The sequence below is a fragment of the Pseudomonas sp. SDO52101_S400 genome (assembly GCF_054071635.1).
The window spans coordinates 1-23,976 of record NZ_JBSVWF010000078.1; the positions used below are offsets into that span (position 1 = coordinate 1).

20 protein-coding genes and 1 riboswitch are annotated in these 23,976 nt (G+C 60.9%); of the genes, 9 read left to right on the plus strand and 11 right to left on the minus strand.

The features are described from left to right. Positions 1 to 70: 70 nt before the first annotated feature. On the minus strand, positions 71 to 1,477 hold the full coding sequence (locus ACW9HX_RS26560; RefSeq protein ID WP_457382870.1) for an adenosylmethionine--8-amino-7-oxononanoate transaminase: 1,407 nt from the start codon (positions 1,475 to 1,477) through the stop codon (positions 71 to 73). Between the two features lie 222 nt (positions 1,478 to 1,699). Between ACW9HX_RS26560 and ACW9HX_RS26565 the strand changes: the two genes are divergently transcribed. The 3 genes from ACW9HX_RS26565 (at position 1,700) to ACW9HX_RS26575 (ending at position 4,921) form a co-directional block, all read left to right on the plus strand. Then, positions 1,700 to 3,496 (plus strand): flavin monoamine oxidase family protein, encoded by a 1,797-nt coding sequence (locus ACW9HX_RS26565; protein ID WP_457382871.1) that lies wholly within the window; start codon positions 1,700 to 1,702, stop codon positions 3,494 to 3,496. Between the two features lie 248 nt (positions 3,497 to 3,744). Then, positions 3,745 to 4,296 carry a cytochrome b gene (locus ACW9HX_RS26570; RefSeq protein WP_011336344.1) on the plus strand — a complete coding sequence of 184 codons (552 nt, stop codon included), beginning with the start codon at positions 3,745 to 3,747 and terminating at the stop codon, positions 4,294 to 4,296. 31 nt (positions 4,297 to 4,327) lie between these two features. Further along, entirely contained in the window at positions 4,328 to 4,921 is a 594-nt protein-coding gene (locus ACW9HX_RS26575) for a YceI family protein (protein ID WP_085731599.1), read from the plus strand. Positions 4,922 to 4,990: 69 nt separating this feature from the next. On the opposite strand, the gene ACW9HX_RS26580 is transcribed toward ACW9HX_RS26575, so the two are convergent. The 4 genes from ACW9HX_RS26580 to ahcY all read right to left on the minus strand — a co-directional run bounded on the left by ACW9HX_RS26580 (position 4,991) and on the right by ahcY (position 10,513). Beyond that, positions 4,991 to 6,865 carry a DEAD/DEAH box helicase gene (locus tag ACW9HX_RS26580; RefSeq protein ID WP_457382872.1) on the minus strand — a complete coding sequence of 625 codons (1,875 nt, stop codon included), beginning with the start codon at positions 6,863 to 6,865 and terminating at the stop codon, positions 4,991 to 4,993. Positions 6,866 to 7,087: 222 nt separating this feature from the next. Further along, positions 7,088 to 7,900, minus strand: a complete 813-nt coding sequence (locus tag ACW9HX_RS26585) for a substrate-binding periplasmic protein (protein WP_457382873.1) — start codon at positions 7,898 to 7,900, stop codon at positions 7,088 to 7,090. Positions 7,901 to 8,068: 168 nt separating this feature from the next. Next, on the minus strand, positions 8,069 to 8,914 hold the full coding sequence (gene metF, locus ACW9HX_RS26590) for a methylenetetrahydrofolate reductase [NAD(P)H] (RefSeq protein WP_115079485.1): 846 nt from the start codon (positions 8,912 to 8,914) through the stop codon (positions 8,069 to 8,071). Positions 8,915 to 9,103: 189 nt separating this feature from the next. Next, positions 9,104 to 10,513, minus strand: coding sequence for an adenosylhomocysteinase (ahcY, locus tag ACW9HX_RS26595; protein WP_127800358.1), 1,410 nt, complete (start codon positions 10,511 to 10,513; stop codon positions 9,104 to 9,106). Positions 10,514 to 10,535: 22 nt separating this feature from the next. Then, a riboswitch (S-adenosyl-L-homocysteine riboswitch) is annotated at positions 10,536 to 10,634 on the minus strand. A gap of 196 nt (positions 10,635 to 10,830) precedes the next feature. Here ahcY and ACW9HX_RS26600 point away from each other — a divergent pair. Both ACW9HX_RS26600 and ACW9HX_RS26605 read left to right on the plus strand, forming a co-directional pair. After that, positions 10,831 to 11,238, plus strand: a complete 408-nt coding sequence (locus ACW9HX_RS26600; protein WP_003229043.1) for an acyl-CoA thioesterase — start codon at positions 10,831 to 10,833, stop codon at positions 11,236 to 11,238. Positions 11,239 to 11,428: 190 nt separating this feature from the next. Beyond that, positions 11,429 to 12,316, plus strand: a complete 888-nt coding sequence (locus ACW9HX_RS26605; RefSeq protein ID WP_457382874.1) for a formate/nitrite transporter family protein — start codon at positions 11,429 to 11,431, stop codon at positions 12,314 to 12,316. Here ACW9HX_RS26605 and ACW9HX_RS26610 read toward each other — a convergent pair whose 3' ends face one another. Next, on the minus strand, positions 12,317 to 13,582 hold the full coding sequence (locus ACW9HX_RS26610; protein ID WP_457382875.1) for a cation:proton antiporter: 1,266 nt from the start codon (positions 13,580 to 13,582) through the stop codon (positions 12,317 to 12,319). A gap of 236 nt (positions 13,583 to 13,818) precedes the next feature. Here ACW9HX_RS26610 and ACW9HX_RS26615 point away from each other — a divergent pair, with 236 nt between their 5' ends. Both ACW9HX_RS26615 and ACW9HX_RS26620 read left to right on the plus strand, forming a co-directional pair. Beyond that, complete coding sequence (locus ACW9HX_RS26615) at positions 13,819 to 14,652, plus strand: EamA family transporter (protein WP_457382876.1); 834 nt, start codon at positions 13,819 to 13,821, stop codon at positions 14,650 to 14,652. Positions 14,653 to 14,689: 37 nt separating this feature from the next. After that, entirely contained in the window at positions 14,690 to 15,073 is a 384-nt protein-coding gene (locus ACW9HX_RS26620) for an MAPEG family protein (RefSeq protein ID WP_457382877.1), read from the plus strand. A gap of 155 nt (positions 15,074 to 15,228) precedes the next feature. Here ACW9HX_RS26620 and mltA read toward each other — a convergent pair whose 3' ends face one another. Continuing rightward, on the minus strand, positions 15,229 to 16,413 hold the full coding sequence (mltA, locus tag ACW9HX_RS26625; protein ID WP_457382878.1) for a murein transglycosylase A: 1,185 nt from the start codon (positions 16,411 to 16,413) through the stop codon (positions 15,229 to 15,231). Positions 16,414 to 16,541: 128 nt separating this feature from the next. Between mltA and ACW9HX_RS26630 the strand changes: the two genes are divergently transcribed. Next, positions 16,542 to 16,991: a c-type cytochrome gene (locus ACW9HX_RS26630; RefSeq protein ID WP_457382879.1), complete on the plus strand. Its 450-nt coding sequence runs from the start codon at positions 16,542 to 16,544 to the stop codon at positions 16,989 to 16,991. 132 nt (positions 16,992 to 17,123) lie between these two features. Here ACW9HX_RS26630 and ACW9HX_RS26635 read toward each other — a convergent pair whose 3' ends face one another. The 4 genes from ACW9HX_RS26635 to ACW9HX_RS26650 form a co-directional block, all read right to left on the minus strand. Next, complete coding sequence (locus ACW9HX_RS26635) at positions 17,124 to 17,519, minus strand: DUF1090 domain-containing protein (protein ID WP_457382880.1); 396 nt, start codon at positions 17,517 to 17,519, stop codon at positions 17,124 to 17,126. Between the two features lie 96 nt (positions 17,520 to 17,615). Beyond that, positions 17,616 to 19,295 (minus strand): NAD-dependent DNA ligase LigB, encoded by a 1,680-nt coding sequence (gene ligB / locus ACW9HX_RS26640; RefSeq protein WP_457382881.1) that lies wholly within the window; start codon positions 19,293 to 19,295, stop codon positions 17,616 to 17,618. Positions 19,296 to 19,438: 143 nt separating this feature from the next. Then, positions 19,439 to 20,629: a methionine adenosyltransferase gene (metK, locus tag ACW9HX_RS26645; protein ID WP_166221433.1), complete on the minus strand. Its 1,191-nt coding sequence runs from the start codon at positions 20,627 to 20,629 to the stop codon at positions 19,439 to 19,441. 18 nt (positions 20,630 to 20,647) lie between these two features. Continuing rightward, the gene (locus ACW9HX_RS26650; RefSeq protein WP_457382882.1) at positions 20,648 to 21,643 is read right to left on the minus strand and encodes an ArsR/SmtB family transcription factor; all 996 of its coding nucleotides are present in this window, start codon (positions 21,641 to 21,643) and stop codon (positions 20,648 to 20,650) included. Between the two features lie 271 nt (positions 21,644 to 21,914). Here ACW9HX_RS26650 and tkt point away from each other — a divergent pair, with 271 nt between their 5' ends. Further along, on the plus strand, positions 21,915 to 23,912 hold the full coding sequence (tkt, locus tag ACW9HX_RS26655) for a transketolase (RefSeq protein ID WP_457382883.1): 1,998 nt from the start codon (positions 21,915 to 21,917) through the stop codon (positions 23,910 to 23,912). Positions 23,913 to 23,976: the final 64 nt, after the last annotated feature.

A 23,976-nucleotide genomic window follows, 5' to 3' on the forward strand; every position in this document is an offset into this window, starting at 1 on the left:
TTCCAAATGTGGGAGCGGGCTTGCTCGCGAAAGCGGCAGTCCAGGCACCACAGGTCTTGAATAATTTGAATCAGCCCGGATCGCGGAAACCCGGGTGGAAATCTTTCGGCACGGCCACACTGACGCTGTCACGGGTGGCGATGTCGATGCCTTCGCTGGCGACTTCGGCGAGGAAGTCGATCTGCTCCGGAGTGATCACGTACGGCGGCAGGAAATACACCACGCTGCCCAGCGGACGCAGCAGCGCACCACGCTCCAGCGCATGCTGGAACACCTTCAGACCGCGACGCTCCTGCCACGGGTAGGCCTCTTTCGTGGCTTTGTCCTTGACCATCTCGATGGCCAGGACCATGCCGGTCTGGCGCACTTCCGAGACATTCGGATGATCAGCCAGATGCGCCGTGGCCGAAGCCATGCGTTGAGCCAGCGCCCGGTTGTTCTCGATCACGTTGTCCTGTTCGAAGATATCCAGGGTCGCCAGCGCCGCCGCACAGGCCAGCGGGTTGCCGGTGTAGCTGTGCGAATGCAGGAAAGCGCGCAGGGTCGGGTAATCGTCGTAGAACGCGCTGTACACCTCGTCGGTGGTCAGGCACGCCGCCAACGGCAGATAACCGCCGGTCAGGGCTTTCGACAGGCACAGGAAGTCCGGGCGGATGCCGGCCTGTTCGCAGGCGAACATCGTCCCGGTGCGGCCGAAGCCGACCGCGATTTCGTCGTGGATCAGGTGCACGCCGTAACGGTCGCAAGCTTCGCGCAGCAGTTTGAGGTACACCGGGTGATACATGCGCATGCCGCCGGCGCCCTGGATCAGCGGCTCGACGATCACGGCAGCGACACTGTCGTGATTTTCCGCGAGTGTCTGTTCCATAGCCGCGAACATGTTGCGCGAGTGTTCTTCCCAGCTCATGCCCTGCGGACGCAGGTAGCAATCCGGGCTCGGCACCTTGATGGTGTCCATCAGCAGCGCTTTGTAGGTTTCGGTGAACAGCGGCACGTCGCCGACCGCCATCGCCGCCATGGTTTCGCCGTGGTAGCTGTTGGTCAGGGTGACAAAACGCTTCTTGTTCGGCTGGCCGCGATTGAGCCAGTAGTGAAAGCTCATTTTCAGCGCAACTTCGATGCAGGACGAACCGTTATCGGCGTAGAACACCCGGTTCAGGCCTTCCGGTGTCATCTTCACCAGACGCTCGGACAGCTCGATCACCGGCTGATGGCTGAAACCGGCCAGAATCACGTGTTCCAGCTGATCGACCTGATCCTTGATGCGTTGGTTGATACGCGGGTTGGCGTGGCCGAATACGTTGACCCACCAGGAGCTGACCGCATCCAGATAGCGTTTGCCTTCAAAGTCTTCCAGCCAGACGCCTTCACCGCGCTTGATCGGGATCAGCGGCAGCTGTTCGTGGTCTTTCATCTGGGTGCAGGGATGCCACAACACCGCGAGATCGCGTTGCATCCACTGGTTGTTCAGGCCCATGTTCAGTCTCCTCGAGGCGGCTCGCGTCAGGCGCGGGCAAACAATCGCGCAAGCCTATGCAATGCGTCGCGCCGGGACAACCCATTGCGTCGATTGAGCTACTTTGTATGGGCCGATAGACGTCGCTGGCGGCGTTTTGATGGCTGACGTATTCTTCGCGGTTCTTTGGGTCGTCTGGCCCGCAAAACTGCATTTTCCTACGTGTTTTCCGGAGTTCGCTGAATGTCTGTCGGTTGGCTGCGCGCCTGTGCGCTTGTGGTGTTGGGGCTGTTTAGCGTTACGGCGCTGGCCAAGGATAAAACCGCGATCGTGATCGGCGGCGGCCTGTCGGGCCTGACCGCGGCTTACGAACTGCAGAACAAGGGCTGGCAGGTCACGCTGCTGGAAGCCAAGCCGAGCCTGGGCGGTCGCTCGGGCATGGCTACCAGCGAGTGGATCGGCAACGACAAGGCGCAGCCGGTGCTGAACAAGTACGTCTCGACTTTCAAGCTGAGCACCACGCCAGCCCCTGAATTTGTGCGTACCCCGGGTTACCTGATCGATGGCGAGTATTTCTCTGCCGCCGATCTGGCCACCAAGCAACCGGCTACCGCGCAGGCGTTGAAAACCTTCGAGAAAACCCGTGACGATCTGGCGCGCTCGATCGACGATCCGCAGAACCCGGCGGCGACCAACACCCTGCACGCGCTGGACCAGATCAACGTGTCGAGCTGGCTCGACAAGCAGAACCTGCCTGCCACTGCGCGTCAGCTGATCAACCAGGATATCCGCACCCATTACGACGAACCTTCGCGTCTGTCGCTGCTGTACTACGCACAGCAGAGCCGTGTTTATCGCGGCGTGTCCGACCGTGACCTGCGCGCTTCGCGTCTGGTCGGTGGCAGCCCGGTGCTGGCCCAGGCCTTCGTCAAGCAACTGAAAACCATCAAGACCAGTTCGCCGGTTTCCGCGATCGTCCAGGACAAGGACGGCGTGACCGTCAAGGTCGGCAGCGTGGGCTATCAGGCAGACTACGTCGTATTGGCGGTGCCATTGCGCGCCCTCGACAAGATTCAGCTGACCCCGGCGCTGGATGCCCAGCACCTGGCCGCGATCAAAGGCACCAACTACGGCTGGCGCGACCAGATCATGTTGAAGTTCAAGACGCCAGTGTGGGAAAGCAAGGCGCGGATGTCCGGCGAGATCTACAGCAACACCGGTCTGGGCATGTTGTGGATCGAGCCGGCCCTGAAGGGCGGCGCCAACGTGGTGATCAACCTGTCCGGCGACAATGCCCGGGTGATGCAGGCCTTCGGCGACAAGCAGATGGTCGATCAGGTGCTGATCCGTCTGCACGCGTTTTATCCACAGGCCCGTGGCGCGTTCACCGGTTATGAAATCCGCCGCTACAGCACCGATCCGTCGACCGGTGGTTCGTACCTGGCCTTCGGTCCTGGCCAGATCAGCAAGTACTGGCGCCTGTGGGAACGTCCTCTGCAGCGCGTAGCGTTTGCTGGCGAGCACACCGACACTCTGTATCCGGGCACCCTGGAAGGCGCGCTGCGCACCGGTCAGCGTGCAGCCAGTCAGGTTGAAGACCTGGCGGCAGGCAAATCCTTCGAACCGATCAAAGTCGGCCCGGCGGCGGCCACCGCAGCAGCGGCGGCAGGCGCAGCGGGTGCGGCTACGGCGGCGAAGAAAGGCAACTTCTTCACCAACCTGTTCGGTGGTTCGGATGACGAGAAGAAACCGGAGCCAGTAAAAGCGCCAGAGCCGGCACCTGCTCCAGCCGCTCCAGCACCTGCGCCGACCCCGGCTCCTGCGCCAGCACCGGTGGAAGCACCGAAGCCAGCGGCCCCGGTGAAAGCCGAGCCGGCGAAGAAAGCGGCAACCAAGCCAGCAGCGAAGAAACCTGTGGCCAAGACCGAGGCGAAAAAAGCCCCGGCCAAACCGGCAGCGAAAAAGGCTGAGCCAGCCAAGAAGCCAGCGGCCAAACCGGCAGCGGCCCCGGCGGCAGCGACCGATACCAAAGCGCAGTAAGGCTTTGCGGTGAATGAAAAAGCGCGGCTTTCAGGCCGCGCTTTTTTATTGCCTGTGAAACAGCGAGCATCCTGTGTTTGCTCGCTCGCCAGCTAATCTCCCGTCACACTTTTCACCTTTAATCTTTCCTTAACTCCTCTGTTCAAGACTCTTGATCGTATTTCTCGATATTTCAAAGCGAAATTTTCCGCTTTAATTCGATAGATAACTCGCTAGTCTTGGTTCGCAGTTCTCACAGGATTTGGGCAATGCAGCTACGTAACTCTTCTTCGCGCTACGGTTGGGTCAGCATCTTCATGCACTGGGGTGTGGCGCTGGCGGTCTTCGGGCTGTTCGCGCTCGGTCTGTGGATGGTGGGGCTGGATTACTACAGCACCTGGCGCAAAGACGCGCCGGATCTGCACAAGAGCATCGGTCTGGTGCTGTTGGCTGTGATGGTGTTGCGGGTGTTGTGGCGCTTTGTCAGCCCACCGCCGCCAACGCTCCAGAGCTACAGCCGCATGACCCGCATCGGCGCCAAGTTCGGCCACGGGTTTCTGTACCTTGCGCTGTTCGCGGTGATGATTGCCGGTTACCTGATTTCCACCGCAGACGGTGTCGGGATTCCGGTGTTTGGCCTGTTTGAAGTTCCTGCACTGGTTTCCGGACTACCGGATCAGGCAGATACCGCCGGGGTGATTCATTTGTACCTGGCGTGGGCGCTGGTAATTTTTTCCGGCCTCCATGCGTTGGCAGCATTGAAGCACCACTTTATCGATCGTGATGCGACCCTCACTCGAATGCTCGGTCGCAAAGCCTGAAGCTCAACCTCGACTCAAAGGAAAAGAAAGCATGTTGAAAAAGACTCTGGCCGCTCTGGCAATCGGTTCTGCCGTGCTGTCCGCCAACGTAATGGCCGCTGACTACACCGTCGACAAAGAAGGTCAGCACGCCTTCGTCGACTTCAAGATCAGCCACCTGGGCTACAGCTATATCACCGGTACCTTCAAGGACATCAGCGGCAAGTTCAGCTTCGATGCTGCCAAGCCTGAAGACAGCAAGATCGAGTTCGACGTGAAGACCGCCAGCGTGTTCACCAACCACGCCGAGCGTGACAAGCACATCGCCAGCAAAGACTTCCTGGACGTGGGCAAATTCGCTGACGCCAAGTTCGTCTCCACCAGCGTCAAGTCCACCGGCAAGAACGCCGATGGCAAAGACACTGCCGACGTGACCGGCGACCTGACCCTGCACGGCGTGACCAAGCCAATCGTGGTCAAGGCCACTTTCCTGGGTGAAGGCAAGGATCCATGGGGCGGCTACCGTGCCGGCTTCGAAGGCACCACCAGCATCAAGCGTTCTGATTTCGGCAAGATGATGGACCTGGGCCCGCAGTCTGACAAAGTCGACCTGTACATCTCGTTCGAAGGTGTCAAAGCGAAGTAATTTTCGCCTGACATACAAAAACGCCCCCGGTCTTGCGACCGGGGGCGTTTTTTATTGCCTTGTCGAAACTCAGCGATTGCGCGTCAGCAAGGCCGGTTTCTCACCGCGTGGGCGGCTTGGCAGTTGATCGAGCTGCTCAGGCGTCGGGAAGCGGTCGGCTTTCGATTCCTTGTGCATGATCTTCGGGCCGCTGCTACGCGGGTTCTGTACGGCAGGTTCCGCACGTTGCTGATCGTCACGGGCCGGGCGGCGGTTGCGCGGGTTTTCGTCGCGACGACCCTGGCCGTCACGTGGCGCACCGTTGCGTGGGCCGTTGCGTTTGCCCGGCGGGGTGCCGGTGCTCGAACCGTTGCTGTTGCGCGGACCATTCTGGCGACCTTGCGGCTGACCACCGCGTGGGGCGCCCGAACCTGCGCCTTGCGCCGGGGCGCCAGGACGACGACCACGGCCGCCGGCCGGAGCCTGCTTCGGCACGTAGTCAACGCGGTTACCGAAGTTATCGATATCGTCGTCGAGGAACTCGTCCGGTGCACGATCCGCAGCAGCGCGTGGCGGCTGGCTCGGCTGACGCTGTTCGCGGGCCGGGGTGCCTTCACGCGGCTTCTGTTGACGGGCTGGACGCTCGCCACGCTCACCGCGTTCGCCGGCAGGTTTTTCCTTGCCCTTGTCTTTGCCTTTGTCTTTGCGACCGCCGCCACCGCCGCCATTCGGGCCGTCGCCGCGCGGGCCACGACCGTTGCGCGGGTTGCGCATGTCCGGACGTTCGCGCACTTCGGGCTTTTCGGCCTCGATGGTGCTGGCATCGAAGCCCATCAGGTCGCCGTCGGCGATTTTCTGCTTGGTCATGCGTTCGATGCTTTTCAGCAGTTTTTCTTCGTCCGGCGCGACCAGAGAGATCGCCTCGCCCGAACGACCGGCACGGCCGGTACGGCCGATACGGTGCACGTAGTCTTCATCGACGTTCGGCAGTTCGAAGTTGACCACGTGCGGCAACTGGTCGATGTCCAGACCACGAGCAGCGATATCGGTGGCTACCAGGATGCGCACTTCACCGGCCTTGAAGTCGGCCAGGGCTTTGGTGCGGGCGTTCTGGCTCTTGTTGCCGTGGATCGCCACAGCCGGCAGGCCGTGTTTGTCCAGATACTCGGCCAGACGGTTGGCGCCGTGCTTGGTACGGGTGAACACCAGCACCTGTTCCCAGGCGCCAGCAGTGATCAAGTGGGCCAGCAGCGCACGCTTGTGGCTGGCCGGCAGACGGAAGACGCGTTGTTCGATGCGCTCGACCGTGGTGTTCGGCGGCGTTACTTCGATGCGTTCCGGGTTGTGCAGCAGCTTGCCGGCGAGGTCGGTGATGTCTTTGGAGAAGGTCGCCGAGAACAGCAGGTTCTGGCGTTTGGCCGGCAGACGCGCGAGGACTTTCTTCACGTCATGGACGAAGCCCATGTCGAGCATGCGGTCGGCTTCGTCGAGCACGAGGATTTCAACGTGGGACAGATCGACGCTGCCCTGGCCGCACAGGTCGAGCAGACGACCCGGGCAGGCAACCAGTACGTCCACGCCGCGGGACATGGCCTGAACCTGTGGATTCATGCCGACGCCGCCGAAGATGCAGGCGCTGACGAATTTCAGGTCACGGGCGTAGATCTTGAAGCTGTCGTGTACCTGGGCCGCGAGTTCGCGGGTCGGGGTCAACACCAGGACGCGCGGTTGGCGCGGGCCGTGACGCTGGGATTTGTCCGGGTGACCGTTGGGGAACAGCCGCTCCAGGATCGGAAGGGCGAAACCGCCGGTTTTACCGGTACCTGTCTGTGCCGCAACCATCAGGTCGCGACCTTGCAACACGGCGGGAATGGCCCGCTGTTGCACCGGAGTAGGCTCGGTATAGCCCGCGTCTTCGATAGCGCGGACCAAAGCCTCGGAGAGACCGAGGGAAGCAAAGGACATGAGTAATCCTGTTTTAGTTAGGGCTTGGCCCAATGGGAGTCTTGCCTGGCGCGAATGGCGTTTAAGAGGACGCAATCCCGTCCGGTCCTGCTGCGGTTCCGAAGGCACGTCCGGAGCGCTCGCGCGGGCTGAAAAGCTGCGCTGTAGCGGGTCGGGAGGCCTGTTACGGTTCCGGGCGTCCGGGCGTGAGCCTGGCGGGAACGCCGGAGTATAACAGAGCAATCACTGCGCGCCGCTTTCCTGCTGCTCAACGGTTTTACCACTGGCGGTGGCGCTGCCCAGTGGTGCAGACAGCGCAGGTGCTGCGCCGTAGCGGGCGCTGAGCTCGGCATAGGCCGGTTCACGCTTGAAACGCTTGAGCTCGGCGCCGAAGCGCTGTACCAGCAAATCCATCCCTGCGTTGCGCCGCACGGCCAGAAACTGGCTCTGACGGCTGATGACGGTAGGGTTTTCGGTGATCTGGTTGCGGATATTCAGTTCATCGAGCAAATGCTGACCCACGCGGCGATCGGTGATCAGCAGGTCGATCCGCCCGCGCACCAGTTTGCCAAAGTTGGCCTCGTGGGTCGGCGCCGGTTCCCGGGTGAACAGGGTCGACTCGCTGAAGTCCGGGCTGTACAGATAGCCCGGCGAGGTGCCGATGGTGAGGCCCTTGAGATCTTCAAGGCGGCGAAAAGGGTGCGGTCGCTCGTTGGCATAGAACATCACGAATTCGACGTCCGACAACGGCTCGATCGGGTAGAGCAGGGTGGCGTCGCGTTCGTCGCTGTGAAAGATATCCAGTGCGCCATCGGCCTGGCCGGTTTCGAGCATCGACAGACAACGCTTCCACGGCAGGAACTGCCATTCCACTTCGATGCCCAGGCGTTTGAACACAATGGCGGTGGTTTCGTAGTCCAGCCCCAGGTTCTTGCCATTCTCTTCGTAAACGTACGGCGCCCACGGTTCGGTGACGATACGCAGCTTCTCGCCTCGAGCCGCAAAGCTCAGGCAAGCAAAAACCAGCACGGCGAATAACTGCGTGATCAAAGGCATGACTTGAGATTACGACGAGAAACGCCAAAGAGCCAGAAACTGGCAGCAGAAGCTCTGTTTCGGGCCTTAAAAGCAAAAGATCGCAGTTGCGACAGCGCTGTAAAAGCTGTCGAAAGTTGCGATCTTTTGTTCTGGCATGAAGCGTTCAGCTTGCGGCGTACAGCGATCTCAGCGCGGCAACTTCAGGTTGTTCCAGATCGCCAGGCTCGGTTCTGCCTGGTTCATGGAATAGAAGTGCAGGCCAGGCGCGCCGCCTTGCAGCAGACGTTCGCACATTTCAGTGACGACCTGTTCGCCGAAGCGCTGAATGCTTTGGCTGTCATCGCCGTAGGCTTCCAGCTGCTTGCGGATCCAGCGCGGGATTTCCGCACCGCAGGCATCGGAGAAGCGTGCGAGCTTGCTGTAGTTGGTGATCGGCATGATCCCCGGCACGACCGGGATGTCCACGCCCAGCGCCTGCAAACGGTCGACAAAGTAGAAGTAGCTGTCGGCGTTGAAGAAGTACTGGGTGATCGCGCTGTCGGCGCCGGCACGGGCCTTGCGCACGAAATTGGCCAGATCGTCCTCGTAGTTGCGCGCTTGCGGATGCATCTCCGGGTAAGCGGCGACTTCGATGTGGAAATGATTGCCGGTCTCTTCACGAATGAATTCAACCAGTTCATTGGCGTGACGCAGCTCGCCGCTGGTCATGCCCATGCCGGACGGCAGGTCGCCACGCAGGGCGACGATGCGCTTGATGCCGGCAGCCTTGTACTCGTTCAGCAGGCCGCGCAGGTCGTCCTTGCTGTCGCCGACGCACGACAGGTGCGGGGCAGCGGGTACTTTGACTTCGCTTTCCAGCTGCAACACGGTGTTCAGCGTGCGGTCACGGGTCGAACCGCCCGCGCCGTAGGTGCAGGAAAAGAAGTCAGGGTTGTAGGTGGCCAGCTGACGGGCAGTGGCGAGCAGTTTTTCATGCCCAGCATCGGTCTTGGTCGGGAAGAACTCGAAGCTGTAGCGACGGTCTTGGGACATGGAGGGGACCTCCAGCTACAAGCTGCAAGCTTCAAGCTGCAAGAGCAGCGGAGGTGCGCTGGTCTCTTGTGCCTGAAGCTTGCGGCCTGACACTGTTTTGACAAATAGGGGCAGAGCTTTCGGGCTTCGCGCGGCAAGCTCGGCTTGTGGCCTTGCTTGCCGCTTGAAGCTTGAAGCTCGCAGCTGCTCTTAGTAGCGGTAAGCGTGCGGCTTGAACGGGCCTTCGACGGTCACGCCGATGTAGTCAGCCTGTTGCTTGGTCAGTTGAGTGACCACGCCACCGAAACCGCGAACCATTTCCAGGGCCACTTCTTCGTCGAGTTTCTTCGGCAGTACTTCAACGGTCAGGCGCTCGGCTTTCTGGGCTGGCGACAGGTCGGCGTACTTCTGGCCGAACAGGAAGATCTGGGCCAGAACCTGGTTGGCGAACGAACCGTCCATGATGCGGCTTGGGTGACCGGTGGCGTTGCCCAGGTTCACCAGACGGCCTTCGGCCAGCAGGATCAGGTAGTCGTCGTTCTGAGCGTCGAAAGCGCCCGGGCCGGTACGGTGGATCTTGTGTACCTGTGGCTTCACTTCTTCCCATGCCCAGTTCTTGCGCATGAAAGCGGTGTCGATTTCGTTGTCGAAGTGACCGATGTTGCAGACAACGGCGCGCTTCTTCAGGGCCTTGAGCATGTTTGCGTCGCAAACGTTGACGTTACCGGTGGTGGTCACGATCAGGTCGATCTTGCCCAGCAGCGCTTTGTCGATGCTTGCTTCGGTACCGTCGTTGATACCGTCGATGAACGGCGAAACCAGTTCGAAACCGTCCATGCAGGCTTGCATGGCGCAGATCGGGTCGACTTCGGACACTTTAACGATCATGCCTTCCTGACGCAGGGACTGGGCCGAGCCCTTGCCCACGTCACCGTAGCCGATGACCAGCGCTTGCTTGCCGGACAGCAGGTGGTCGGTGCCGCGCTTGATGGCGTCGTTCAGGCTGTGACGGCAGCCGTACTTGTTGTCGTTCTTGGACTTGGTCACCGAGTCGTTGACGTTGATGGCCGGGATGCGCAGTTCGCCCTTGGCCAGCATGTCCAGCAGACGGTGTACGCCGGTGGTGGTTTCTTCGGTCACGCCGTGAACGCGATCCAGAACCTGTGGGTACTTGTCGTGCAGCAGCTGGGTCAGGTCGCCGCCGTCGTCGAGGATCATGTTGGCGTCCCATGGCTGGCCATCTTTCAGGATGGTCTGCTCCAGGCACCACTCGTACTCTTCTTCAGTCTCGCCTTTCCAGGCGAAAACCGGGATGCCGGCAGCGGCGATGGAAGCAGCGGCCTGATCCTGAGTCGAGAAGATGTTGCAGGACGACCAGCGAACTTCGGCACCCAGGGCAACCAGGGTTTCGATCAGCACGGCGGTCTGAATGGTCATGTGGATGCAGCCGAGGATTTTTGCGCCTTTCAAAGGCTGCTCGGAAGCGTACTTGCGGCGCAGACCCATCAGGGCCGGCATTTCCGACTCGGCGATGATGGTTTCGCGACGGCCCCAGGCAGCCAGGGACATGTCGGCAACTTTGTAATCGTTAAAATCTGCAGGCGTGATAACAGCGCTCATGAGAGCCTCCATTCGTAATGTATGCGAATGGGCGCCGTTGTGCGTTTAGTGTCCGGCCTGAGCCAGTCAACGCCCCATCCGAGCCTGACAGGTTGAACCTGCTGCAGCGCCCCTCGGACAGGTGGCGGGAAAACGGTAGCAAGTGAACGTTACCGTTTTGAAACGGGGGCGATTATAGCCGTCTAGACTGATCTTCCAAAGGGTTTCTGTCGGCCAAATGAAGATCGCTAATGGCGACCATAGTCGAAGCCTCATGGAGCCTGACCGTTCGGTCTGCCAAGATGGCGCCATCTTTCGGCAAACGCTCAGGAGTGAACATGAATTTCCACACCCGCAAATGGGTAAAACCCGAAGACCTCAACCCCAACGGCACTCTGTTCGGCGGCAGCCTGCTGCGCTGGATCGACGAAGAGGCCGCGATCTACGCCATTGTTCAGCTGGGCAACCAGCGCGTGGTGACCAAGTACATTTCCGAGATCAACTTCGTCAGCGCCTCGCGCCAGGGCGACATTATCGAGTTGGGTATTACCGCTACCGAGTTCGGCCGCACCTCGATCACCCTGACCTGCGAGGTGCGCAACAAGATCACCCGCAAGAGCATCCTCACGGTCGAGAAGATGGTTTTCGTCAATCTCGGCGAAGACGGTCTGCCGGCGCCGCACGGACGGACCGAAATCAAATACGTCAAAGACCAGTTCAAGGAAGACGAACTCGTTACCAAGTGATATCGGCGGTGCGCCCTTCGCGAGCAAGCCCGCTCCCACATCAGCACCACGTGCTCCCCCGCAACTCGGTCAACTGTGGGAGCGGGCTTGCTCGCGAATGCGGTTGTACAGTCACCGAAGATTTTTCTGGCTACTGAACAGCCATGAACCGCAGGGGTCGTAGCTAAAAGCCCCCCTCGGTTGCCAAGCCATGACCACACCAACAGACGGCAAGACCCCCGACCTCTCGGCCAAGGAACAGCACGAAGTCGAGAAAAGCCAGCCGCCCCGGGCGGCGGTCCTGCATGAAATCATCCGCAAACAGGGCGATCAGGAACTGGAGCGCAGCATCGCCGCGCTGTGGTGGTCGGCGCTGGCGGCCGGGTTGACCATGGGACTGTCGCTGATGGGCATGGGCTTGCTCAACTCCCGTCTACCCGAGGGCGACGAGTTCAAGGTGATCGCCAGCTTCGGCTACTGCGCCGGTTTTCTCGCGGTGATCCTCGCCCGCCAGCAACTGTTCACCGAAAATACCCTGACCGCCGTCCTGCCGGTCATGACCAAACCGACGCTCGGCAATTTCGGCCGCTTGATCCGACTCTGGACGGTGGTGCTGTTCGGCAACCTGTGCGGCACGATTCTGGTGGCCTACGTGATGCTCGAGCTGCCGATCTTTGATAGCAAGACCGACGCCGCCTTCCTCGAAATCGGCCGCAAGGTCATGGAAAACCATGCGAGCCAGATGTTCGCCAAAGGCATCGTTTCCGGCTGGATGATTGCCACCATGGTCTGGATGATTCCCTCCATGGAGAGCGCGAAGATGTGGATCATCATCCTCATCACCTACCTCATGGCGCTGGGCGATTTCACGCACATCGTGGTCGGTTCGGCGGAAGTGTCGTATCTGGTGTTTGCGGGGGAGTTACCGTGGAGTGATTTCTGGGCGGTGTTTGCCGGGCCGACCTTGGCAGGGAACATCATCGGCGGCAGTTTCATCTTCGCCCTGATCAGTCATGCGCAGATCCGCAGCGAAAGCGGAAAACCGAAGGAGTCTGCGGATCAGACGGAAAAGCCCGACCCGCAGCGGATCAAGAAATGATCAGTGGTGCGCAGGCTCGGCCGCGCTGGCCGGCTCGTCGCGAGTCGCGTGTTTGACCAGTTTGCCGATGGTCAGACCCTGCAACAGGATCGATGACAGCACCACGATGTAGGTGATGCTCAGCAGCAGATCGCGCTCCGGGCCCAGCGGCAGGGCCAGGGCCAAGGCCACCGAAACTCCACCGCGCAAACCACCCCAGGTCAGGATCCGGATGGTGCCGCGCGGCACCGTGCGCCAGCGACGTAACAGGACAATGGCCGGGGCCACGGTGAGCAGGCGCGACAACAGAATCGCCAGCGCCAGCAGGCTTGCCGCCGCCACGTGCAGCCAGTTGAACGGCAGCAGCAACAGCTCCATGCCGATCAGCGCGAACAGCAGGGCGTTGAGCATGTCGTCGAGCAACTCCCAGAAACCGTCCAGGTATTTGCGCGTCATGTCGTTCATCGCCAGGTTGCGCCCCAGGTTACCGATGATCAGACCGGCGACCACCATCGCAATTGGCGCCGACACGTGCAGCTCGGTGGCCATTGCCGAACCGCCGATCACCAGTGCCAGGGTCAGCATGACTTCGATCTGGTGCTGCTCGATGCTCTTGATCATCAGGTACACCAGATAACCGATCAGCCCGCCGAACAGCACGCCACCCACCGCTTCGTGGACGAACAGCATGGCCGTAGCGCCGACGGTCGGGGTTTCGCCCAGTTGCGCAATGCCCAGCAACACGGTGAACACCACCACGGCGGTGCCGTCGTTGAACAGCGACTCGCCGACGATGGTGGTTTTCAACGGTTTCGAGGCATTGGCGGTACGCAGCACGCCGAGTACTGCGATCGGATCGGTCGGGGAAATCAGCGCGCCGAACAACAGGCAGTAGAGGAAACTCACGTGCCAGCCGAAGAGGGCGAAGATGTAGTAGGCGAGGCTGCCGATCACTGCGGTGGCGATCAATACGCCAAAGGTCGCCAGCAGGCCGATGGGCCAGCGATAGCTGCGCAGATCATTCAGGTTGACGTGCAAGGCGCCGGCGAACAGCAGGAACGACAGCATCCAGTTCATCAGCAGATCACCGAAGTCGATCTGGCCGATCAGCTGCTGTACGCGCTCTTCGAGGCCGGGATAACCCAGCAGGCTCAGGCCCTGCAGCAACAGGGAAAACATCAGTGCGGTTACCATCACGCCGATGGTCGGGGGCAAACCGATGAAGCGGAAATTCACGAAAGTGAGGAGGGTGGTGAGGCAGATGAAAGCGGCGACAAGTTCAAGCATCCGGGGTCCTTTGGATGGGGGTGAAAAGACAGCGCACCTGTTCATGGGCGCAAGGGTTGGATGGGCAGACGTCGGATGGGGGCACAATTGTGTGTCCCGAGCAGCGTTTTTGGAATTTGTCTGTGCGCAACCGGTTGCGACGGGGGCGCTTGACGTATAAGCAGCGGCTGACACATCGCGAATCAAAGACCTGATCAAATGGCTCAGGTTCAAAAACAAGAATGAAGGAGTGACACGTGCTGGCGACAGGTCTGGTACTGGTGGCGGCGCTGTTGCATGCAGCGTGGAATACCCTGATCAAGTTCAGCGCCGAACGGCTGCTGGTGGTGGCGTGCATGGACACCGTGGCGCTGTTGTTCGGCGCACTGGCGTTTCCTTTCATCAGCCTGCCACCGCAGGAGATCTGGCCGTGGATTCTGGCCTCGGCGGCGTTCGAGCTGCTCTATCGCTATCTGTTGATCCAGGCCTATCGGGTCGGTGACCTGGGCCTGGTCTATCCGCTGATGCGTGGACTGTCGCCGCTGGTGGTGCTGGCGCTGACTCTGATCTTCGCCGGCGAGGTGCTGACCACCCAGCAGATCTTCGGAATCATGTTGATCCCGCTGGGCATGGCTTGCCTGCTCTGGCAGGGCGGCGGCGGGAAACACTTGCCATGGTCGATGTTGCCGGTGGTGGCGCTGATCGGGCTGTGCATCGGCTGCTACACCTACATCGATGGCCAGGCCTTGCGGCGCTGGTCGCATCCGCTGGATTACCTGGTCTGGGTCACGCTGCTCAGCGCCTGGCCGTTCCCGTTGCTGGCGTGGGTGGCCAAGCGGCCGGCGTTCATGCTGTTCTGGCGCGAACAATGGAAGCTGGGACTGGCGGTCGGGTTCTGCGTGTTGTTCAGCTACGCTCTGGTGCTGTGGGCGATGCAACTGGGGTCGATTGCCGAGGCCGCCGCATTACGCGAAATCAGCGTGATTCTGGTGGTGCTGTTCGGCATGCGCTACCTGAAAGAACCTTTCGGCCGACCACGGCTCTTAGCTTGTGGGCTGGTGCTGATCGGCATGCTGGTGATGAAGTTCTGACCCGCCAACACTCTAAAAACTGAAGAAGGACGGCGTTATGACGGTGGCTCTGTGGTGCGTTTTGATTGCGATTTTTCTGCCCTACGTGTGCACAGGCGTGGCCAAGGCTGTCGGTGGTTATCGACTGAGCGACAATCACGATCCCCGGGATTTTCTCGAAAGCCTGAACGGTGTGGCCCGACGGGCCCATGCGGCGCAACTGAACAGTTTTGAAGTGACGCCGGCCTTTGCGGCGGCGGTGATCGTCGCGCACCTGGTGGGTACGGCGCAGCTGGTAACGGTCAATGTGCTGGCGGTGCTGTTTATCACCAGTCGCCTGCTTTACATCATTTGCTATCTGGCGGACTGGGCGATTCTGCGATCGCTGGTGTGGTTTGTCGGGATGGGGCTGATCGCTTCGTTCTTCTTTGTGTCTGTCTGATTCTTGAGCGCTGCTACTGGCCTCTTCGCGGGCAAGCCCGCTCCCACAGGGTTCTCTGGTGCAAACAGGATTTGTGCTCGCTATTGATACCTGTGGGAGCGGCGGTGCGACGATTCGACTTGCCCGCGAAGGCGATAGCTCAAGCGCCGAGGCGCTTAAGGTTTGTCCTTCACCGTGTCGGCGACTTGGGGCACTTGCGGCAGCGCCGCGCCTTTGGGCCAGAGCATCCAGATTTGCCCTTGCTGCTTCATGTCCCCGGCCAGTTGCCCGGCGGCATCGCCAGTGCCCCAGAACAAATCTGCGCGAACCTCGCCGGCAATCGCGCCGCCGGTGTCCTGTGCTGCGACAGGGCGTACCAGTGCCGTGCCGTCGGGGCGCGTGGTCGACAGCCACAACAGGCTGCCCAACGGAATCACCTTGCGATCCACCGCCGCGCTGTAGCCGGCGGTCAGCGGTACATTCAACGAGCCGCGCGGACCTTCGTTGCTGTCCGGGTTGCGGGTGAAGAACACATAGCTCGGGTTGCTGCCGAGCAATTCCGGAATGCGCGACGGGTTGGCCTTGGCCCAGTTGCTGATTGCGCCCATGGTCACGTCTTCTTTCTTCAGTTCGCCCTGTTCCACCAACCAGCGGCCGATGGGTCGATACGGATGACCGTTCTGGTCGGCGTAGGCGATGCGCAGCTGCCGGCCATCATCGGTCTGAATCCGTCCCGAACCCTGAATCTGCAGGAATTGCAGGTTCATCGGATCGGTCAGCCACGCCACCACCGGTGCCTTGACGCCTTTGGTCTCGATGGTCGCGGCGTCGTCGTAAGGCTTGAGCACACGGCCTTCAAGTCGTCCGCGCAGGCGTTTGCCTTTCAGCTCGGGGTAAATGCTGTCCAGCGAGACGATGATCATGTCGTCGGGCACGCCGTACACCGGAACGTTGGCGGTGGCGGTTTGCGTCAAGCTGCCGGGGTAGACCGGTTCGTAGTAGCCGGTGATCAGACCGTTGGGGTTGTCGTTCTCTGCACGCAGGCCGAAGACGTCAAGGTGCTGCTTGAGGAAGCTGCGAATGTCGCCGGCGTTTTGCGGCACATTGGCCGCCGCCGCGCAGGTGGCGCCCCAGATCGGGTCAGCCTTGAGCCGGGTGCAGGCGCTGCGCCACGAACCGAAACCGGCCACCAGATCGTTGTCGGAAACCGCGGGCAGTGCTTCCCAGGTGGCGCTGGAGTAAGTGGCCAGTGCGTGGGTTTTCGGCTTGGCACTGTCGCCCCCGGTGCAGCCGGCGAGGATCGCCAGCAGCGGCAGAGTTGCGAAAAGTGGGTGACGCCAGGCCTTGAAACGGCTGTTCATGGAGAATTTCCTGTGTCGGTTGCAGGCGTGCTCCATGCGCGCCAGCAACCCGTATTATTAATAGGGCTATTGGTGTTTGGCGGTGACGCGAGGATACTGGCCGCCGAATTCCGTGACCTGAAGCCACCATGACTCTTAAAAGACTTTCTGTTGTATTGCTGGCCTGTCTGACCTTGTCCGCCTGCGGCGGTGTCGATCCGAATTCCCCGCTGGGTCAGCGCAAGGCGATCTTCAAGCAGATGCTCAAAACCGGCGAAGACCTGGGCGGGATGCTGCGCGGGCGGATAGCCTTCGACGGGCCGAAGTTCTCGGAAGGCGCAGTCAAGCTCGATGCGCTGTCCCATGAGCCGTGGAAACATTTTCCGCAGGTGCGCGAAGAGGATCACACCAGCGCCAAGGACGATGTCTGGCAGCGACAGGCACGTTTCCAGGAAATGGCCCGCACTCTTGAGGCCGCCACCGGTGAGCTGGTGATCGCCAGCAAGGTTCAGCCTTACAAGGCCAGCAACCTGGGGCCGGCGGTGCAGAAGGTTGAAGATGCCTGCAGTGCCTGCCATAAAGAGTTTCGCGACCATTGATTTCTGTTGTTTGAGTTGACGCCTTCGCGAGCAAGCCCGCTCCCACATCAGACCGGGTTGTTCAGGTGAGTACGGTCAATTGTGGGAGCGGGCTTGCTCGCGAAGAGGGCATCAAATTCACCGCATTGGCGGTTACTTGTCCAGTTCGTCCAGTGCGTCCTGCAATTCCTTGCGCGACTCGGCGAGCTTGTTCTTGCGCTTGTCGATCTTCTCCGGATCGCCTTTCTTCATCGCCTTGTCGAGATCGGCCTGGCGCTTGCTCACTTCGTGCTTGGCGTCGAGTACCTTGTTTTCACGTTCCTTTTTCAGGCCGGCGTCGGTGCAGTGTTCGGTGACTTCGCGCAGGGCGGTTTCGAGCCCGGCTTGCTGGTCGGCGTTGCCGCGGGATTTGGCCTGTTCGATCTGATTGATGATGCCTTGTTTCTTGGCAGCACAACCGGTCAGCCCCGGGGCGTCTTCGCCAGCCATCGCGGGTGCAGCCATTGCGCCGCAAAGAGTCAGCATGGCAAGCGGTGCGAGAAATTTCATAAAAGCTCCATGTGCAAAGGCAATCGGGTCGGGAAAGCACTGCGCTGTTGGAGCGCTTCGGCGACCGTTGGGTTCCCGGCTTGCCGGGATGCATGTTCAGAAACCGTCGATTCCGGCGGCACGTAAGGTTTCACTCAGGGCCAGCACCTGCGGGTCGCGGAAAAAAGCGCTCAATTGCGCCGCGCGTCCGGGGCCGATTCCGGGTTCTGCCTGCCATTGTTCGGTATTGCGTTGTGCCAGCGCTTGCCATGAATCAACCAGTGAAGCCTGGCCCGTCGGCGGCAGCCCCAGGGCTTTGAGCCATTGAGTGAACGGCCGCTGGCGAGCGCTGTGAAAACTGTGGAACAGGCGGGCGCTGCTGCGCTCGCCGAAGCCGGCAATCTTAGCAAGCTCTGGCTCGTCGAGGGCCAACCAATCCAGCAGGCTGTTCAGGCGGCCTGTTTCCAGAAGTTTCTCCCATGTACCGCGACCGACATGCGGCAGCGCCAGCCCTTGCTTGCCGCCAAGCCAGGTCAGGCGCGCAAGGAACTGACTCTCGCATCCGGGCGTTGGCTGCCAGCAGCTTAGCGCGTGAAAGTCGCTGGCGAGTGGAACGTCCAGCTCGGCGCGCTCCGTGCTGCGCAGCACAACGCTGTCGAGTCGCGGAATCGTCAAGCCGGCCAGGCTGATCGCCACTTGATCGCCGGGTCGAATGTCCAGTTCCTGCCAGCGTTTGAGTGAGCTGACGCTGACGCGTCTGATCTGGCGGTCATCGAGCATGACCGGCGCCAGATCCAGCACGGGGGTAATGCGCCCGGTTCGGCCGACCTTGAAATTGACCTTGCGTACATCGGCCAGCGCCTGGGCAAACGGGTATTTCCAGGCCACGGCCCAGAAAGGCGAGCGCGCCTGCCAGCGTTCGGCCGCAGGGCGCTGACTTTGGCGCAAGACGATGCCGTCGCTGGCGAAGGGAAGAGGTGAGCGATACCAGTGATCACGCCACTTTTGCGCATCGGCAAGATCGCTGACAGGGTGGCTGTAAGGTTCTGTCGTTGCGAAGCCCAGTGTTGCCAGTCCCGTGATTCGCTCTGTCAGGCTGCTCGGACCCAGTGGCCAGTCCCAGACAAAAAAATCTATGCCTGCTGCCTGTTCGGCACTCAAGTCCTTGCGTCCCATCAGGCCGGCGACTGTCGCCCGGGCGTTGGCGCTGCCGGCGCGGGCCTGGATATGGTCGTTCAGTCGCCAATAGAGCTCGCCCTGCACCGAGAGGTCCAGCGGTTGTGTCAGCTGTCGGGGAATGGCTTTGATCTTCTGGGCCGAAGCGGTCCAGTCCTGCCCGCGAACCCCGTCGCCGCGACTGATCGCCTGCAGCAGGCGCCCGGCGCGATAGATCAGCGTGACAGCCACGCCATCGACTTTGGGTTGTACCCACACATCCTTGCGGTCACGCAGCCAGGCTTCGATGTCGGCTGCGTCGTGAAGTTTGTCGAGGCCGGTATGGGCGATCGGATGGGCGACCGGCCCTGACGCTGTCCGCAACGGCTTGGGCGGTGACGGAAGTTTGAAGCACTGGCGCCATTCGCCGAGTCGGGTGCGGGATTGATCGTAGAGTTCGTCGGCGATCAGTGATCGGCCTTCGCGGTGATAGGCGTCGTCCCACTGATCGATCTGCTGTTGCAGGGCGGCGATTTCGGTTTGTGCCCGCTCGGCTGGCCAGGCAGGGCAGTCGTCAGCGAAAGCGCTGAGGTGGAGGGAAGCCGGCAGGAAGAAGAAAAACAGGCGCAGTGTGGCAAGCATCGTGAGCGTCCTTGCTCAGAGAGATACCTGAAGGCTAGCCGGGATTTTCAAGCGGGTCGGGCGGCTGTTTTGCCGGTTGTTTCGCAGCCATGAAAAAGCCCCGCACGGCGAACCGTGCGGGGCTTCTTGTACCGCCAGGGAAATTACAGGCCGGCAGCGGAACGCAGAGCGTCGGCGCGGTCGGTTTTTTCCCAGGTGAACGTGGTGAAGGTGTCTTCGCCAACGGTCTTGGTCTGCGGAGCACGGCCGAAGTGGCCGTAGGCTGCGGTTTCCTGGTACATCGGGTGCAGCAGGTCGAGCATGGTGGTGATTGCGTATGGACGCAGGTCGAACACTTCGCGGACCAGTTTGATGATCTTGTCATCGCTGATCTTGCCGGTGCCGAAGGTGTTCAGCGAGATCGAAGTAGGCTGGGCTACACCGATCGCGTAGGAAACCTGAATCTCGCAACGCTCGGCCAGGCCGGCGGCAACGATGTTCTTGGCAACATAACGGCCAGCGTAGGCTGCCGAACGGTCAACCTTCGATGGATCCTTGCCGGAGAATGCGCCACCACCGTGGCGGGCCATGCCGCCGTAGCTGTCGACGATGATCTTGCGACCGGTCAGACCGCAGTCACCTACCGGGCCGCCAATGATGAACTGGCCGGTCGGGTTGATGTGGAACTGGGTGTCCTTGCTCAGCAGTTCGGCAGGCAGCACGTGCTTGACGATCAGCTCCATCACGCCTTCGCGCAGGTCTTTGTACGACACTTCAGGGTTGTGCTGGGTCGACAGAACAACAGCGTCGATACCCACAACCTTGCCGCCTTCGTAACGGCAGGTCACTTGCGACTTGGCGTCCGGGCGCAGCCAAGGCAGCAGGCCCGATTTACGGGCTTCGGCCTGACGCTGAACCAACTGGTGCGAGAAGGTGATCGGTGCCGGCATCAGCACGTCGGTTTCGTTGCTGGCGTAGCCGAACATCAGGCCCTGGTCGCCGGCGCCCTGATCTTCAGGCTTGGCACGGTCAACACCCTGGTTGATGTCAGGGGATTGCTTGCCGATGATGTTCATCACGCCGCAGGTCGCGCCGTCGAAGCCGACGTCGGAGCTGTTGTAGCCGATGTCGAGAATCACGTTACGCACGATCTCTTCCAGATCGACCCAGGCACTGGTGGTCACTTCACCGGCAACGATAGCCACGCCAGTCTTGACCAGGGTTTCCACCGCAACGCGTGCGTGCTTGTCCTGGGCGATGATGGCGTCCAGCACCGCATCGGAAATCTGGTCGGCGATTTTGTCCGGATGCCCTTCGGACACGGACTCGGAGGTGAAGAGGGAGTATTCGCTCATCTCGATGTTTTCCTGAATTTACCGATGGTGAGTGTCGCCAGCCGGTCGCTGAAAATGGCGGACCTGAATCTGGAAACCATTACGTAAGCCTACATAGAGGCTGTCCCCGGGAACGAGTCCCGCAGCGGTGGCCCAACGGGCCAGATCGTCCTGTTCAAACCCCAACCACAGATCACCGCAGGCCTCCCTGGCCCAACTCTGGTTGTGGCTACATAACTCTGTCACGAGCAGGCTACCGCCCGGTTGCAGCAAGCCGGCCATGTGCTTGAGCGCTTCGGCCGGCGCGGCGAAATGGTGTAACACCATGTTCAACACTACGCAATCGGCTTGAAGGCTCACGCCACCCAATGCATCGGCCAATTGCAGGCTGACGTTAGTCAGCTTTTCACGTTCACACACCTGACGTGCCAGTTCGAGCATCGCCGCGCTGTTGTCCAGTGCGGTTACGGTGCTGAAGCGACGCGCCAGTTCCGGCAGGAAAGCACCATCGCCGGGGCCGACTTCAATGGCCGTGGCAGCGCCATCGAAGTTCAGTTTGTCGAGCAGGGCCAGCACGCTTTCACGGTACTGCGGCAGGCCGGCAATCAAATCCTGCTGGGCGCGGAATTTCTCCGCGACCCGGGCGAAAAAGTCCTGGCTGTTGGCCGCGCGTTGCCCGTGAACCTGTGCGATCCGTGCTTCCACGTCGGCTGGCAGCGCCAGATTGTCGACTTCTTCTAACAATGCAGCGTGCAGCTTGCCACCCAGCAGCTCGGTGTGTGGCAGGGCGCGGCGATAGAAAATCGCGTTGCCTTCGCGGCGGGTCGCCACCAGATCCGCCTGAGCCAACACTTTGAGGTGGTGGCTCATGCCGGACTGACCGATACCGAAAATCTGCGCCAGTTCCAGAACGCCGAACGAATCGTTGGCCAGGGCGCGCAATACATTCAGCCGCAGCGGATCGCCGCCGGCCTTGCACAGGGCCGCCAGCTCGTCGCAATCGTCATGGCGAATGGAAGGCACACGTAAGTTCATAGGGCCAGCAGTCTAGAGACGGGCGGAAAACACCGCAAGGTCAATATCAAAAAGTTTTGATATTGCTCGATGGGTGGCACTTTTTATTGCACTTCTCACTGACCGGTTAACTCTACAAACGAACAGCGGAAAGGTTTCACCAGCCGAAACCGATGTTATCCATGGGAAAAACGCCTCCGGATGACTATCTGTCATTGCCCCGAGGCGCTTGGGTGAGGGAAAATGCCCTCCTTTTTTCCGTTTCAATCTATTCACACCCAGGAGATCAGCGATGCCTAGCCGTCGTGAGCGTGCCAACGCCATTCGTGCCCTCAGCATGGATGCCGTGCAAAAAGCCAACAGCGGCCATCCCGGTGCCCCTATGGGTATGGCAGATATCGCCGAAGTGCTTTGGCGCGACTACCTCAAGCACAACCCGAGCAATCCATCGTTCGCTGACCGTGACCGCTTCGTGCTGTCCAACGGCCACGGTTCGATGTTGATCTACTCGCTGCTGCACCTGACCGGTTACGACCTGTCTATCGACGACCTGAAGCAGTTCCGTCAACTGCACAGCCGTACCCCGGGCCACCCGGAATTCGGTTACACCCCGGGCGTTGAAACCACCACTGGCCCGCTGGGTCAGGGTCTGGCCAACGCCGTGGGCTTTGCTCTGGCAGAAAAGGTACTGGGTGCGCAGTTCAACCGTCCTGGCCACAACATCGTCGACCACCACACCTATGTGTTCCTGGGTGATGGCTGCATGATGGAAGGCATTTCCCACGAAGTCGCTTCCCTGGCCGGTACGCTGGGTCTGGGCAAACTGATCGCCTTCTACGATGACAACGGCATCTCCATCGACGGCGAAGTCGAAGGCTGGTTCACCGATGACACGCCGAAGCGTTTCGAAGCCTACAACTGGCAGGTGATCCGCAACGTCGACGGTCACGATCCGGAAGAGATCAAGACTGCCATCGAGACCGCTCGCAAGAGCCCGCTGCCGACCCTGATCTGCTGCAAGACCACCATCGGTTTCGGTTCGCCGAACAAGCAAGGCAAAGAAGACTGCCACGGCGCCCCGCTGGGTGACGCGGAAATCGCCCTGACTCGCAAGGCGCTGAACTGGAACTACGGCCCGTTCGAAATCCCGGCCGACATCTACGCCGAATGGGATGCCAAGGAAAAGGGTCGCGCGGTCGAGTCCGAGTGGGACCAGCGTTTCGCTGCCTACTCCGCCGCGTTCCCGACCGAAGCCAACGAACTGATCCGTCGCCTGAACGGCGAACTGCCAGCTGACTTCTCCGAGAAGGCCGATGCCTACATCGCCGAAGTTGCGGCCAAGGGCGAAACCATCGCCAGCCGCAAAGCCAGCCAGAACGCCCTGAACGCGTTCGGCCCGCTGCTGCCGGAAGTGCTGGGCGGTTCGGCTGACCTGGCCGGTTCCAACCTGACCCTGTGGAAAGGCTGCAAAGGCGTCAGCGCCGAAGACGCCAGCGGCAACTACATGTACTACGGTGTGCGCGAATTCGGCATGACCGCAATCATGAACGGCGTTGCCTTGCACGGCGGTCTGGTGCCTTACGGCGCGACCTTCCTGATGTTCATGGAATACGCCCGCAACGCAGTGCGCATGTCCGCACTGATGAAGCAGCGTGTGATCCATGTCTACACCCACGACTCCATCGGTCTGGGCGAAGACGGCCCGACGCACCAGCCGATCGAGCAACTGACCAGCCTGCGCAGCACGCCGAACCTCGACACCTGGCGTCCAGCCGATGCCGTTGAATCGGCCGTGGCCTGGAAGAACGCTCTGGAGCGCAAGGACGGCCCGTCCGCTCTGATCTTCTCGCGTCAGAACCTGCAGCACCAAACCCGTGATGCCGGCCAGATCGCCGACATCAGCCGTGGTGGCTACGTGCTGAAGGACTGCGCAGGCGAGCCTGAGCTGATCCTGATCGCCACCGGTTCGGAAGTCGGCCTGGCCGTTCAGGCCTACGACAAACTGACCGAACAGGGCCGCAAGGTGCGCGTGGTTTCCATGCCGTGCACCAGCGCGTTCGACGCTCAGGATGCCAGCTACAAGCAATCGGTCCTGCCGTTGCAGGTTGGCGCACGTATCGCGATCGAAGCGGCTCACGCCGACTTCTGGTTCAAGTACGTGGGTCTGGAAGGTCGCGTGATCGGCATGACCACCTACGGCGAATCGGCTCCGGCTTCGGCACTGTTCGAAGAGTTCGGCTTCACCCTGGAAAACATCCTGGGTCAGGCTGAAGAGCTGCTGGAAGACTGATCCAGAAAAGGTGTCGTCTTAACTGACGCCATCGCGGGCAAGCCCGCTCCCACATGGGCGATGT

Excerpts from the sequence above, each read along its gene's own strand:
- ACW9HX_RS26610 (WP_457382875.1), bottom strand. The coding sequence starts at position 13,582 with ATGCTTGAACTTGTCGCCGCTTTCATCTGCCTCACCACCCTCCTCACT.
- mltA (WP_457382878.1), bottom strand. The coding sequence starts at position 16,413 with ATGAACAGCCGTTTCAAGGCCTGGCGTCACCCACTTTTCGCAACTCTG.
- ACW9HX_RS26605 (WP_457382874.1), top strand. The coding sequence starts at position 11,429 with ATGACCACACCAACAGACGGCAAGACCCCCGACCTCTCGGCCAAGGAA.
- ligB (WP_457382881.1), bottom strand. The coding sequence starts at position 19,295 with ATGCTTGCCACACTGCGCCTGTTTTTCTTCTTCCTGCCGGCTTCCCTC.
- ACW9HX_RS26575 (WP_085731599.1), top strand. The coding sequence starts at position 4,328 with ATGTTGAAAAAGACTCTGGCCGCTCTGGCAATCGGTTCTGCCGTGCTG.
- ACW9HX_RS26630 (WP_457382879.1), top strand. The coding sequence starts at position 16,542 with ATGACTCTTAAAAGACTTTCTGTTGTATTGCTGGCCTGTCTGACCTTG.
- tkt (WP_457382883.1), top strand. The coding sequence starts at position 21,915 with ATGCCTAGCCGTCGTGAGCGTGCCAACGCCATTCGTGCCCTCAGCATG.
- ACW9HX_RS26570 (WP_011336344.1), top strand. The coding sequence starts at position 3,745 with ATGCAGCTACGTAACTCTTCTTCGCGCTACGGTTGGGTCAGCATCTTC.
- ACW9HX_RS26565 (WP_457382871.1), top strand. The coding sequence starts at position 1,700 with ATGTCTGTCGGTTGGCTGCGCGCCTGTGCGCTTGTGGTGTTGGGGCTG.
- ACW9HX_RS26635 (WP_457382880.1), bottom strand. The coding sequence starts at position 17,519 with ATGAAATTTCTCGCACCGCTTGCCATGCTGACTCTTTGCGGCGCAATG.
- ACW9HX_RS26585 (WP_457382873.1), bottom strand. The coding sequence starts at position 7,900 with ATGCCTTTGATCACGCAGTTATTCGCCGTGCTGGTTTTTGCTTGCCTG.
- metF (WP_115079485.1), bottom strand. The coding sequence starts at position 8,914 with ATGTCCCAAGACCGTCGCTACAGCTTCGAGTTCTTCCCGACCAAGACC.
- ahcY (WP_127800358.1), bottom strand. The coding sequence starts at position 10,513 with ATGAGCGCTGTTATCACGCCTGCAGATTTTAACGATTACAAAGTTGCC.
- ACW9HX_RS26580 (WP_457382872.1), bottom strand. The coding sequence starts at position 6,865 with ATGTCCTTTGCTTCCCTCGGTCTCTCCGAGGCTTTGGTCCGCGCTATC.
- ACW9HX_RS26600 (WP_003229043.1), top strand. The coding sequence starts at position 10,831 with ATGAATTTCCACACCCGCAAATGGGTAAAACCCGAAGACCTCAACCCC.
- ACW9HX_RS26560 (WP_457382870.1), bottom strand. The coding sequence starts at position 1,477 with ATGGGCCTGAACAACCAGTGGATGCAACGCGATCTCGCGGTGTTGTGG.
- ACW9HX_RS26620 (WP_457382877.1), top strand. The coding sequence starts at position 14,690 with ATGACGGTGGCTCTGTGGTGCGTTTTGATTGCGATTTTTCTGCCCTAC.
- metK (WP_166221433.1), bottom strand. The coding sequence starts at position 20,629 with ATGAGCGAATACTCCCTCTTCACCTCCGAGTCCGTGTCCGAAGGGCAT.
- ACW9HX_RS26650 (WP_457382882.1), bottom strand. The coding sequence starts at position 21,643 with ATGAACTTACGTGTGCCTTCCATTCGCCATGACGATTGCGACGAGCTG.